The organism is Mariprofundus sp. EBB-1 (assembly GCF_003665155.1).
In the GTDB taxonomy this organism is placed as follows: Bacteria; Pseudomonadota; Zetaproteobacteria; order Mariprofundales; family Mariprofundaceae; genus Mariprofundus.
The window spans coordinates 22736-35924 of record NZ_RCFQ01000030.1; the positions used below are offsets into that span (position 1 = coordinate 22736).

The 13189-nt window shown below is 45.4% G+C and carries 12 protein-coding genes; 6 read left to right on the forward strand and 6 right to left on the reverse strand.

Annotation, left to right across the window (positions count from 1 at the left end):
* Positions 1-130 precede the first annotated feature (130 nt).
* Together D8Y20_RS11145 and D8Y20_RS11150 are read left to right on the forward strand one after the other, a co-directional pair.
* Complete coding sequence (locus tag D8Y20_RS11145; protein ID WP_121543750.1) at positions 131-1537, forward strand: hypothetical protein; 1407 nt, start codon at positions 131-133, stop codon at positions 1535-1537.
* Complete coding sequence (locus D8Y20_RS11150) at positions 1534-3198, forward strand: DNA repair helicase XPB (protein WP_121543752.1); 1665 nt, start codon at positions 1534-1536, stop codon at positions 3196-3198. The genes D8Y20_RS11145 and D8Y20_RS11150 overlap by 4 nt, the downstream gene beginning before the upstream one ends.
* Before the next feature lie 620 nt (positions 3199-3818).
* On the opposite strand, the gene D8Y20_RS11155 is transcribed toward D8Y20_RS11150, so the two are convergent.
* The 3 genes from D8Y20_RS11155 to D8Y20_RS11165 form a co-directional block, all read right to left on the reverse strand.
* On the reverse strand, positions 3819-4490 hold the full coding sequence (locus D8Y20_RS11155; protein WP_236075413.1) for a DNA-3-methyladenine glycosylase I: 672 nt from the start codon (positions 4488-4490) through the stop codon (positions 3819-3821).
* Complete coding sequence (locus D8Y20_RS11160; RefSeq protein ID WP_121543756.1) at positions 4480-4944, reverse strand: hypothetical protein; 465 nt, start codon at positions 4942-4944, stop codon at positions 4480-4482. The genes D8Y20_RS11155 and D8Y20_RS11160 overlap by 11 nt, the downstream gene beginning before the upstream one ends.
* Positions 4945-5247: 303 nt before the next feature.
* Entirely contained in the window at positions 5248-5502 is a 255-nt protein-coding gene (locus D8Y20_RS11165) for a hypothetical protein (RefSeq protein ID WP_121543758.1), read from the reverse strand.
* Between the two features lie 483 nt (positions 5503-5985).
* Between D8Y20_RS11165 and D8Y20_RS11170 the strand changes: the two genes are divergently transcribed.
* A complete protein-coding gene (locus tag D8Y20_RS11170; protein WP_121543776.1) occupies positions 5986-6630 on the forward strand; it encodes a 2OG-Fe(II) oxygenase in 645 nt (214 codons plus the stop codon).
* 327 nt (positions 6631-6957) lie between these two features.
* On the opposite strand, the gene D8Y20_RS11175 is transcribed toward D8Y20_RS11170, so the two are convergent.
* Together D8Y20_RS11175 and D8Y20_RS11180 are read right to left on the reverse strand one after the other, a co-directional pair.
* Positions 6958-7485 carry an SPOR domain-containing protein gene (locus D8Y20_RS11175; protein WP_121543760.1) on the reverse strand — a complete coding sequence of 176 codons (528 nt, stop codon included), beginning with the start codon at positions 7483-7485 and terminating at the stop codon, positions 6958-6960.
* A gap of 173 nt (positions 7486-7658) precedes the next feature.
* Positions 7659-8195, reverse strand: coding sequence for a hypothetical protein (locus D8Y20_RS11180; RefSeq protein ID WP_121543762.1), 537 nt, complete (start codon positions 8193-8195; stop codon positions 7659-7661).
* Positions 8196-8834: 639 nt separating this feature from the next.
* Between D8Y20_RS11180 and D8Y20_RS11185 the strand changes: the two genes are divergently transcribed.
* The 3 genes from D8Y20_RS11185 (at position 8835) to D8Y20_RS11195 (ending at position 12008) form a co-directional block, all read left to right on the forward strand.
* Entirely contained in the window at positions 8835-9512 is a 678-nt protein-coding gene (locus D8Y20_RS11185) for a protein-L-isoaspartate O-methyltransferase (RefSeq protein ID WP_121543764.1), read from the forward strand.
* Positions 9513-9567: 55 nt separating this feature from the next.
* On the forward strand, positions 9568-10155 hold the full coding sequence (locus D8Y20_RS11190; protein ID WP_147434068.1) for a hypothetical protein: 588 nt from the start codon (positions 9568-9570) through the stop codon (positions 10153-10155).
* A gap of 236 nt (positions 10156-10391) precedes the next feature.
* The gene (locus D8Y20_RS11195) at positions 10392-12008 is read left to right on the forward strand and encodes a YdiU family protein (RefSeq protein WP_121543768.1); all 1617 of its coding nucleotides are present in this window, start codon (positions 10392-10394) and stop codon (positions 12006-12008) included.
* Positions 12009-12039: 31 nt separating this feature from the next.
* On the opposite strand, the gene D8Y20_RS11200 is transcribed toward D8Y20_RS11195, so the two are convergent.
* The gene (locus D8Y20_RS11200) at positions 12040-12810 is read right to left on the reverse strand and encodes a fatty acid desaturase (RefSeq protein WP_121543770.1); all 771 of its coding nucleotides are present in this window, start codon (positions 12808-12810) and stop codon (positions 12040-12042) included.
* Positions 12811-13189 lie beyond the last annotated feature (379 nt).

Sequence of the window (13189 nt, forward strand, 5' to 3'; positions counted from 1 at the left end):
TGTAAGGAAAATGAAAATCGCACTTTTCGATTTCCGAAGATTAAAAAGGCCATGAATGGACTTTTTACGACTTCACCATGAATAAGCACCTGCTTTTCCTGCCTGCAAGCCTCCACTGCACAGACCACAGATGAATAAAACACTACATAAGCAGTATGCAGCTGACCCTTGTGCGATCGAAATCCCTTCTCCGTGGTCAATGGACCACTATATCTGGCGAGTCTGGACAACACTGCACTTTCTACCCTTAAGTCTGATGCAATCGGGTAAACCACGTAAAAAAGAGCTGAACAGAATCGCAACACTGCTGCATGAGAATAATCCCGATCATCTTGAGTCATGCATATCGCTGATGTTAAAAACCGATCTTCTGAAGCAACGATCCGGCTCTATCGTACCGCAACATATCCATTGGCCGAACTGGCAGAAACTGGTACGTACCGGGCTATTCAAAATAATCCGTGGCTGGAATCGTTGGTCTGAAGCTGATGAAATACAAGCCCTGCAGCTGCTCAATGCATTACCGATCAATACATGGTTGAAACTGGATGAGCTTATCGAATCTCTTCAGGAGCAAGCCAGCGGAGCCGTCATTGCGGCTGACTGGCTGGCACTGTTCACCCAGCAACATGGTCTAGCCCTACATCATCTAAATTTGAGCCGCCGTAGCATCTTTTTTCTACCTGAATTTCAAGCCGTGTTAAATGAAAAAACCATCTCTTTTCCTGCCCCCGGTTGGCATGGAGCCGATGAAAATGCACGAATAAGCGGTTTTATTTCAAATGCCGGTGAAATTCAACTCACTCCAGATTGTGCGCATCACCTGTTACCAGAACTGAGTTCTTTTTGTAACATCACCCACATTGAGCAGATGATTACCCTGCAACTGGATAAGCTTGCCATAGAGCGCATGGCTACCGACAAAAAAGCTCTTCTTGATGCCCGTACCACTCTGGAATCCATCCAATCGCCCCTTCCCCAATCTATCATCTATATTTTTGATAAAACAAACCAACAGCAAGCGATCGCATCGGCTGCATCCACATCCATGGTGATGATCTTAAAAGATGTCGCTGCCATTCACAGGCTACAGACACTGGATTTTGAATACTTCCAACCGTTTGATGATAAGCCCGAAATTGTACTGCTTAATGCATCGGCTGATGCACATGCTTTTGTCAGAGCATGTCATCTGGCAGGTATTCAGCTGGATACGTTGATTCCCCCACTGCAGTGGACCATAGGCACCCCATCACTGAACGCCTGGATGCAGGTGAATGTAGATCGGGAAGGTCAATGGCTGGAGATCGTCTATCAAAAAACATTGGGCAGTGCTCCCAAGCAGGTTTTTGCTCGCATTGATGCCGATTTTTATGGTGCAGTGCGTATTCAACCGACACGAAAAACTAAACAGCGATATCAACTCCAGAAAACGACAGTCGAACTACAACCCAAACATATCTTGCGCCTACGCGAACTTGAAGATGATGAGATCAGTCAGCTAAGGCTGGATAGGTTAGGATCAATTCAAGCATGAGCTATAACCCCGAACGCCCCATGATTGTGCAGGGTGATCACTCGCTGCTATTGGAAACCCATAACACCCGTTTTCATGCGGCACGTGATGCCATCTCCCCCTTTGCTGAATTGGAAAAATCTCAGGAACATATTCATAGCTATCGCCTGAACCCCTTAAGCCTGTGGAATGCAGCTGCTGCCGGCCATACGTTAGAAGAAGCGGAAGCAGCCCTGCTTCATTATAGTAAATACACCGTCCCCCCCAATGTACTCGAAGAGATGCGCCACACTTTTAACCGATATGGTCAGCTCATACTCACCAAAGACGATGAAGCCACGTTGCGTTTGAGCATCGTAGATCCCTTCATTGCGGCACAGGTAAGCCGGGATGAAAAACTGGCGGTTATGATACGAGAACAGATTGATGAAGACCTGTTTCTCATCGACACAGCGCAACGAGGCCCACTCAAACACGCACTGATCAAACTGGGTTTTCCGGTTGATGATCAGGCAGGCTTTAATGATGGAGCCCAGTTCAATTTTAATCTGCGCAGCCATACCCTCTCCGAAGATCACGCTTTTGAACTGCGTAGCTATCAGCAGGAGGCCGTGGATTCCTTTGTAGCCTCCGGCAGCCATGGAGTGATCGTACTGGCTTGCGGAGCAGGTAAAACGCTCGTAGGCATGGCTGCCATGGCGCGCATAGGCATGAACACGCTGATCATCACGCCCAATACCGCCGCAGCCCATCAATGGCATGCAGAACTGTGCGACAAAACCGATATGGATGCGACACAGATTGGCGAATACACCGGCGCGCGAAAAGATATTCAACCGATCACCATCGCCACCTATCAAATGCTCACCTACCGCGACCAACAGAATGATGAGATGCCGCATATGGCACTGATCACCAAACACGAATGGGGACTGATTATTTTTGATGAGGTGCATGTCCTACCTGCTCCGGTGTTCAGGGCGGTATCTGAGATTCAAGCCCGGCGCAGACTGGGGTTAACGGCCACCCTGATTCGTGAAGATGGCCTAGAGCGAGATGTGTTTTCACTCATCGGCCCCAAACGCTACGATCTACCCTGGCGTGAACTGGAACAATCAGGACACATTGCCAAAGCCCATTGCATAGAGATTCGTGTGCCGATGGCCAAAGATGATCATTTTGCCCATGCCACGGCTGAAGACAGGCATAAAGCCTATCGCATTGCAGCTGAGAACAGGGTCAAAGATCACGTCGCCGAGGCACTCATCGAAAAGCATAATGGTGAAGGTATTCTGGTGATCGGCCAGTATATCAAACAGCTCACCCGTATCGCCGAGCATCTCGGTGCGCCGGTCATTACCGGCCGCATGAGCAGTAAAGAGCGTGAACGCCTGTACGCCGCCTTCAGAGCGGGAGATTTAAGACTACTGGTGGTCTCCAAAGTAGCCAATTACGCCATTGATCTACCCGATGCCTCCGTTGCCATCCAAATCTCAGGTGCCTTCGGTTCCAGACAGGAAGAGGCGCAACGACTCGGTCGCATCCTTCGTCCAAAAGGAGGGCCAGCTTATTTTTACACGCTGGTTTCCGATCACAGCGACGAACTAAAATTCGCCAGTAACCGCCAGCGCTTTCTGGCCGAACAGGGTTATGACTACATGATTGAAGATTGGGGTGATTAATCTGCCCGGCATAGATGAATCACCTACTATTCATCTCCCCATTGATAAAAAAAACTGCTATATTCTCTTACATAAGCGAGTAGTCTGAACTCTTAGTGAGACATGCCATGGATCTACAGGCCCAACATGAGTGAAAAAATCACACGTGAACTTAATGTACGTGCCATCAAAAATGGCATACTTATCACAACGCTTACAACAAAAACCTCTCTAGTCCGAAAGATTCAGCTTCTGGAAGGAGAGACTCCCTGTTTCCGAACAAATGTACGCGATAGTTGTAAAGAAACTTGCAACACCTGTGAATGGGCAAACGACTGTAAAAACTACCTTATAGCGGCATGGAAGCGTTAAAACCACACAATAAAGAAAATATTAGCCGCTGTTTCACGACAAACACGACAATAATCTTTGGTTATTGCCTTATTCGTTTCCATGCGTGGAATTCGTCCCCAAGGGAACTTCTCTGGCTTCGCCATTCACCTTCTGGCTCGCTTGTGGTTCTGTCTTTAGTTATAGCGGCGTACAAAACTCAGTTATATGACGAGCTCAAAATGTTAGAGAACCCAATACACTTGAAGGTTACCATTGCATGTCTGTGATTGGTTATCGGTCAAATACTTTTAAGAACTAATCGAATAGGCAGCGATTTTACTGATATGGGTATAGGAGAGCTTGGATTCATCATGCCACGCATTAAATGTCTCCTGAATCGCCTGTAAATCGCGTTTAGAGGTGGGATTATCTTTGATGTTTAGGCCACTATTCTGCAAACAACGGATCACATCTTTACTCAGATAGAAACAATCTTTCCCAACATTACGCAAAAAACGCTGGCCGGAGTTACCCCCTAACCTCGAACCCCGTTTTTTTAACAGTCCCAACAAACCGATCAGATCCGATTCAGGCCAGTCGGCAATGAATTGAGAAAAACTACCGGTCTCCAGAGCGATATCCTCAATAAACTGGGCATTGGCGCGTACCGCGTTAATTTTCTGACCATTACGAACAATGCGCACATCCTGTCTGATCTCATCCCACTCCTCAGGCATCAGTGCCAGAATGGCATTCACATCGAAGCCGTGAAACACCGCTTCAAATCCAGGCCACTTCTGATTGATCACCCGCCAGACAAATCCGGCCTGAAACACGCAGCGCGTCATTTCAGCCAGGAAACGATCTTCACTCAGCGTCGCAATAGATTCTGGTTCGGGAAAACCTGCCAGCAGCAGACTGAGTTCATTCACCCCACCCTTATGCTCAACAGCGCGATAATAAACCTCTTCAAATTTCACTGTTCGTATCTCCCGCAGAAGCGTAATCGGGAAGATGTACGGGATCATTCAATATATCCAGACTATCTCCCACCTGATCAAGCATCATCGATTCATAGAGGTATAAGGGACGACCTGACGACTTCACTGTCTTAATATATTTTTTAACTTCTGGATAATCAGGGGCCAGCCATTCGCAGCCTGTTTTCTTCGCGTAAATATCCACAGGAGTATATTGAGCAAAAACATCCTTATATTTCATGGTTTTAATAACATAAACCACAATACCGATCGCAATAACTAGAGAAACCCAAGCCGGAGATCTATCCCATGATAACAAAAGGTATGTTGTTGGAAACACAAACCCTATTGAAACATTAACCATCATGAATTTCACAAAGGCTTGGGAACTTTCCCGAACTTCATCCTCATGATATGGCTCGTTAATGCTAAATGCTCTGATTTTAAACATCATGCATAGTCGCTTATTATAAAGTGTACGTAAATATCCAGCCTGATGAAATCCGCAGTGAGCGACGATTATTCGCTCGCCATAACAGAGGTTGTATTCAGTCCCGGAGTTTCCGTTCGAAATAACACCGAAAAAGCTTATAACTCATAAATCAACTGATTATGAGTTATAAAACAGAATTTTATAGCTCACTATCGCGAAAGACATAATCAGGTTAATACAAATCAATCCTCTTAGAAGCCCCTTTTCACCCTTAATACAGGCCTTTTAAGAAGGAACATTAAGTTGATTCAAAACCTTTAAAGCTTACTCCGCTATTATGATAGCCAGTGTAATAATGATCGCCAGAGCAGCAATTACCCCACCAATGATATTGCCTTTTCGTTTTTTGACTGCGCGCTCATCTTCATTCAACGCACTCTTTTCATTCACAAAGGGCAGAAAAGCCAGAATTATCAAACCGATCACTCCACTGGCAAAAAACCAGATAAACGGATTATACCCTTTGCGCGCAGCCAGTATGGCTGTGATAATACAAAGCACTACTTGAATGATTACCATATCAACTCCTTTTGTTTTGGATCAGAATAATCTTTGCAAGCCATTCCACTGCATCATCAATATTGATGAAAAATGCACCTTAATGAATTTAGTATAGTTCATTTTGCCAGTTAGTGACGATTATGCACCCTGCTATCGAAACTTCATCAATGAGCTGGTCTGGATAGAACGATTAAGTACGAGGATAAAAATCAGAGACAATCTGCCCCAACAATAAGAAGTGAGCCTGTTACTCAATTGAAACCGGATCCGCATAGAAGCCAAGTCACTTTGAGTTGTGGCTGCCGGAGTTTTCTTGCAGGTTGATAGAGTGCCATTGATTGCAAACTCTGACCCACCATTTAATGATAGCCAAGCGTGCCTAGCACTATCATTTATTTTCATTTCTTTAATATTTATGACCGTGAACCTGATTTGTGTTGCTGCAAGGGTGTTGATAGCAGAGAGTCCAAACGTCCATCCAGTCAGATCCCAGGTGATGCAATGATCCAACCGCTTTACGCCGATAAAGGCTCAACCGATAAGTTTGATCACATCGTGGCCGACCTGTGCGAAACAGGATTATCTGTCTATGATGATTTTATTCCACCCCTGCTGGTTAACAACATGGCTTTAGAAGCTCGGGAATTATTTCAGGAGGGGGAGTTCCGCCCTGCCCGCGTTGGACGCGGTACATCCCTGCAACTACGGCCGGAGATACGCAATGATCACATCCACTGGTTGGATACTGAGAATCCAAGCGCCACCCAACGCCCCTACTTTCTTGACCTGGAAACCTTACGCCAGCATATCAACCGCAGTCTTTTTCTGGGGTTATTCGAATATGAAGGCCATTTTGCGCTCTATCCGCCCGGCGCATTCTATAACATCCACTATGATCGATTCATCGGTGCGCTTGAGCGCGTAGTCACCTGCATTCTCTATCTCAACGATGACTGGCAAACTGAAAACGGTGGCGCACTGAACATTCATCAGGGTGTTGAAGCATCCAGCCTGTCACTACCGATGCAGGTCATGCCGCAAGCCGGGCGACTGGTCACCTTTATCAGTGAGCAATTCCCACATGAAGTGCTGCCTGCCAGCCGTGATCGACTAAGTCTGACCGGTTGGTTTCGCATCCGCACTTAAGCTTGCACACAAAACATTCATGATTATGCTGTGTAGAAGAGAATCATATATCCGTCTTTTTTTGATGAGTCGACTAAGAAAGCACTGATTTATTCAGTGCTTCAGTGCAAGCCAAGCAGATAACAAACTTCAAACACAAGGGAATTAAAATTAGCGACTGAGTAATTCGATCGTCTCGATCAAAGTATCGCGGCGATAGGGTTTCTGCAAAAAACGGTGGGGTCATTGGTATCGAAATAATTTCAATCATTCGATACTTTATATCTTATACATGGACAGAGAAAGACATCCAATCTGATGGACGCCTAGCTTATATCAATTTCGTATTTATTTAGTTTTTTTTGCGTCCAGCCACGCACTCTTTGCGCCCGCAATGGATTTAATTGCTTTCAAACGAGCAAGTGCTTCTGTTTTGTTGTGATGCTCGCTGACAAGTAAGCGATACCACATATGATGTTTAACGGTCACCGGCACGATAGTCGTTTGAATATCCCGTTTTGCAAGACGCCCCTGTTCGGAGACAGCTTCTGCCTCTGAATAGTGAGAAGTGAGATAGATAGAGTACGTTACTAGCCCCGGGGATGCACTGTCACTGCTAGGTACAATTTTATTGCTACTCGCTTTAGTAGCGTTGCCACCTTTATCTGCAGCAGTATTGACAGCTTTAGTGGCAGCGGCGGCTTCTGCTGCTGTAAGCTTCGCTTTTTCTTCAGCTTTTGCAGCCTCAGCTTCTGCTTGTTCATATGCCTTTCTTGCGGCCGCAACCTCATCGTCAATGGCGCTAGCTGATGCCTCACCCTGAATGGCGCCTAGTAATATCAGCATCAGAAATGGTAAGTATGATTTTATTTTCATGTCATATCCTCTAATGATCGGTAATAAGCTTACAGTGAACCTAGATACAATGTAAAGAGTCTAGCAGAAAGGCCGTTCAAATCCTAAATGAATTACTGATCTGTTCAGATCTTGCAGTAAAGACAATGCAATCACATCGTTATTTTCGGAAAACCTTATGAAAGCCGTCGCGCTTATTCGCCATCGAGTTTCCATTCAACGGATACTTCTTGGGTTTTACGAGCAACTGCATCTGCAGCGCTCTTAGCGTGAGTATTCGTAGTCGCCTTTTTAGCAGCCTTCATGGCGGCAGCTTCTTTAGCAGCCTTCATGGCAGCGGCTTCTTTAGCAGCCTTCATGGCAGCAGCTTCTTTGGTGGCCTTAATGGCGGCGGCAGCTTCTGCTGCTGCAACCTTCGCTTTTTCTTCAGCTTTTGCTGCCTCTGCTTCTGCTGCTTCATATGCCTTTCTTGCGGCCGCGATCTCATCGTCAATGGCAATCGCTGGTGTTGATGACGTTAATTGTTCAGCAATTTTTTCTGCCTCTTTGTTCTGAGCAAAGCTTTTTTGTAATGCTTTCCCATGATTTTCTTCCACTGCTTTTGTGACAGCAACAGTGCTTGCAGTGGCAGAATGAGTTACTGATTTTGGTGCTGATGTTACTGGTTCCTCACTTTGACAAGCCCCTAATAATATCAGCAGGAGAAATGGTAAGTATGATTTTATTTTCATATCGTATCCTTATAATCGGTAATGAACTGACATTGAAGTTTAAGAAAGTTTGAAGATCCTATCATAAAATAATTCATCTTCTAAGATAAATTGCCTACCTCTTTTTTCTCTTCAATTTCATACCGGAGGATGACGATGCGGCACCATGGCCCTGCCACGTCCGCATGAAGCTGCTGCAATTCATCGTATCAGGTCTTTCAACCATTTAGGCCTATCAACAGATAAAACATCACGGGCATAGCGTGACATTCACCGATCACAAATGATAACGACCTCTTTTAGCCTACGCATCAGCACCCTAAGTCAATAATATGCCACTGGTGCCGCTGATTATCGCTTACCAACAGCAATATAGATTCTCAGGGCAATCCTATTAAAATACTTACTAATATAACCCCAACGCCCAGGAGAGTCTCTCTGGTGTAAACATCGTCACCTTCAGAACACAGCGTTCGCCCTAAGGTAAGGTGGCGCAGAGATATGCGAATAATGATGGCAAATAGAGAGTGCTATCATACGATTGCCCTATATAGACTCTTGCCATTTATGACACACTTCTGCATATTGCACTGCCATAAAACCAGCATTATTATTCACTATGATTTCATCGCACAATAATGCCAAACCGGGGACCTAAAGATGAGCACTACAGACTTTCAAGTAGCACGCAAAAACATGGTTGAATATCAGATCCGTTGTTGCAAAGTTTTGGATACTGACGTGTTAGATCTCATTGAATCAATGCCCCGTGAAAATTTCGTACCTGAACATGTAAAAAGCGTTGCGTATATGGAAGGACATGTACCGTTGCCTTGCAACCAGGAAATGTTATCCCCTTTGCAGGAAGCCACTATTCTCCAAACGCTGAATCTTCAGGGCCATGAACGTGTACTCGAAATTGGTACCGGCACTGGTTTTTTAACCACGATGCTTGCAATGCAGGCTGGTGAAGTAGTTAGCTGTGAGATCCACTCCGTATTAGCGCAACAGGGCAAAGAAAACATCGATAACCATGGTGCTAATAATGCTAAAGTCATTGAGATTAATGCCATGGATGCTGATGCGGTTGCAGCACATACTGATCTACAAACCCCGTTTGATGTTATTGTACTCACTGCCGCTATTCCAAAAATACCTGCACACATTGAAGCGCTATTAAAAGATCGTGGCCAGATCATGGCTTTTCTTGGTAGCAACCCTGTGCTTTCACTCATTCACCGCCGTAAAGTCGGCAGCGCGTGGCAACAGACAGGTCTGTTTGAAACACTATTGCAAGATATGGAAGGGACGGCTCAGGTGCGCGAATTTCTCTTCTGATTCAGCACTGCGCTTCATTCACCATCTGCCTCAGTCGATAACATCCACTCTCTTCATGCGTGCTGAGCAGCAACAAAGTGTTATGACATCGCACAGCATGACCTTTCTATTCATACTACTACTGATTGCCCCTTCCGCTGCATCAGCTGAGGAAAATACCAACGCTAAGAAAAACAGCATCCATTTTATTTCATTGCCATATCTTCATGGCTTTTATTATGATCAGAACAAACAAGCCAGCATCGTACACAATGGCATTTCCAGACAGGATCTGTCAGATCACAACTGGATCATCTCCGTCACAACTATCCCTGATTTAGTTTCTACACGCGGAAACCTTGAGACCATGGATAGTGATCAGAACACAGGCTTCAGACTCGCTAGAAACCTTAAAAACATCATCATCAAAATCCCCGCACAAGCTTCGATCCCTCTTCCTTTACATCGTTTAAATAGCGCCACGTCACCACTCTGGTTGCAATACACAACATCAAACAGAACTGTCTGGCACAGCCCCAACCTTACACCCAAAGCAATGACACAGCGGATTACCGCAACAAAAGAGGCCGAACGTCTGTCCAAACGCATGGCTGATCGCGCCTTCTATTTTGGTTATGACACCAATGAGGATGCTCTAAAATAATCCAAGAAAGTGATATATGCCTGCATTAAAACAGCAGTATAGGTCATCACAGTTATACTTCGCATCTATGTTTTACTTATACTGATACTCACGCATGCTCATGCAGTGAGGAACGAACATGGCTTATTCAGGGAGAAGTTGATTTATTGCATCCGGCAAGAAATCAGTGCTTCCTTAGCAAACCCATCAATTTTATAGGGTGGTAGAAAAGCACAATATCCATCACGCTTAGCTGCATGGATGATAACGACGAACAACAAGAGCTGGCTGGTTTACACTTTGACAACCGTTTCACCCGGTCGCTTCCCGCTGACTCAGAATCTATCAAACACCCGCGCCAGGTGTATGAGGCATGTTACTCCAGAGTGCACCCTACCATTGTTTCTCAACCGTCACTCATCATCCACAGCTCTGAAGTAGCCAACACATTGGGGCTCTCAGACAGATTGTGCAAATCAGACGCATTCAGTGAGATTTTTTCAGGTAATCGTCTGTTGCCGGGTATGGATCCGCATGCCACCTGTTATGGCGGTCATCAGTTCGGAAACTGGGCTGGCCAGCTCGGTGACGGGCGTGCCATTAACCTAGGTGAATTAATGAATCACGATAACGAGCATTGGATGCTGCAACTCAAAGGGTCGGGGCCTACTCCCTACTCCCGCACTGCAGACGGACTGGCTGTCTTGCGCTCCTCTGTACGTGAATTCTTATGCTCGGAAGCAATGTATCATCTCGGTGTGCCGACCACCCGCGCTTTAAGTCTTGTTTTAACCGGTGAGATGGTGATGCGTGATATGTTTTATGATGGCCGTGCCGCATTAGAACCCGGTGCCATTGTTTGCCGTACTGCACCCTCTTTTACCCGTTTTGGCAGTTTCCAAATATTTGCCTCTCGCGATGATCCAACCACACTAAAAAAACTACTTGATCACACCATCATCAATGATTTTCCGCACCTCGGCAAACCGGACAAACAGGTCTATCTACAATGGTTCAGAGAAGTATGCCAAAGCACAGCTGAACTTATGGTGCACTGGATGCGCGTTGGTTTCGTGCATGGTGTGATGAATACCGACAATATGTCGGTGCTCGGCCTAACCATTGATTATGGACCATACGGCTGGTTGGAGGGTTATGATCCGGACTGGACACCCAATACCACCGACCGCGAAATGCACCGTTACGCATACGGCCAACAGCCCAATATTGCAGGCTGGAATCTGGCCCGATTAGGGGAAGCGATACTGCCATTGATTGATAATATCAGTGCATTGCAGGAGGCCCTGAACAGCTATCCACAAAGTTACAAACAGATGTCGCAACAGATGATGGCAGACAAGCTTGGCTTGCTATCCTTTAATCCGGAAACGGACAAAACCCTTTTCGACGAACTAGAAAATATGCTTACAATAAGTGAAACAGACATGACCATATTCTATCGCAAGCTTGCCAACATCGACATCAACATAGATATTAAAAAGAGCAATATAAACAATCTAATAGAACCATTACTTGATGCATATTATCAACCGAGTACGTTAACAGAAAACACCCGACAACAGATTTCTAACTGGTTACGCTCTTACATTCTGCGCCTACAAAATGATGGCCTGAGCAATAGTGAGCGCCGTAAAAAAATGAACCGCATCAATCCCAAATATGTGCTGAGAAACTATCTCTCACAAGTCGCCATTGATAAAGCTGAGGAAGGTGATTACAGCGAAATTCATCGCCTGCATGCACTGCTCAAACAACCCTATGATGAACAGCCAGAGTTCGATGCATATGCAGCCAAACGGCCAGACTGGGCCAGAGACAGAGCTGGTTGTTCTATGCTCTCCTGTAGTTCATAAAAGACTGCTAGTACCCTTTACAACCCTTTGATCACAATGCGGCATACTTGATGAGATAGTCAGGTATTTGATCTTTAATTTCATCATGCAGATCTGGCAAGCGTGACCAGTGTACACCCTGCTTGTGATGATGAGCAGTGTGGTAACCCAGATTGCCTGTAGTGATATTGTAAAAGCGATTAAGGTTATTCCTCGATGCTTCAAATTCGTTTTCGGTGCTCAAATCGGAATGATGTTCATAGGTTGCCCAAGACGTCAATAGAATACCGCAAAGCATCGGCAAGACGAACAGAAACAACCCCTGCATCGGTTTGTACCATGTCAGCAGAGCAACAATCAAAATGGTTATAGCTGTATAGATTATGAATTTACTCTGATGCTTCGGAAAGCGTTTCCCTACATTATATCCACGCAGATGCGCTGTGCTCGCAACATTAAGGGTGTATTCAATCTCACCCATGGTTTCACCAGACTTCCGCTGCCAGCGACTTTCATCCTTATCCTGATCAAGAAAGTTTAAGTGATGGCCAAGCACATGATGCAGCAACCATAAGTTTGTGGTCACGCCGGTATGCAAAGCATAAAAAATCTCCAGCAGACGGTTCAACGGTTTCTTCTTAAATGTAGGTGTGTGTTGATGATGGTGGTTCCAGGCTCCGATTTTACCTTTTGGAATAATCATCAACACCCAGAACGCGGCCAATAGCCAGATCTGTTCAACATAAAAGTACAAACAGAAATCTAGAGATGTAATAGCCAGAATAATGGTAACGGGAATACGGTCAGCGGAGTACCTAAACACAGAGAAAAGTCCTTATGAGTAAAATAATTCGGGCACAGTAACCCTATTCAATAGGAAAGATACAAGCTGCAGCAGTTCTAGGAGGCTGTCCGAGAATAGGAATCGTAGCGAGGGAATGCGGGATTGAGTCAGTTTTCCCGTTCATTTGGGGCGAATACTGGTTGTATTTAACGAGAATGAACGGGGAAAGAGGCCAATAACCGCTTTTTCGCAGTAGGTTCTTCTATTCTCGGACAGCCTCCTAGTGATACACCGAAATAAAATGCAGAATCAGACACCGCTACCGCATTTATATTTACCTTAAATTATTTAGTCATACCCAACTTCAACTACATGGATGCAGGAGGCAGAGCAACGCATGGAGCAGTTGCCGAGATCG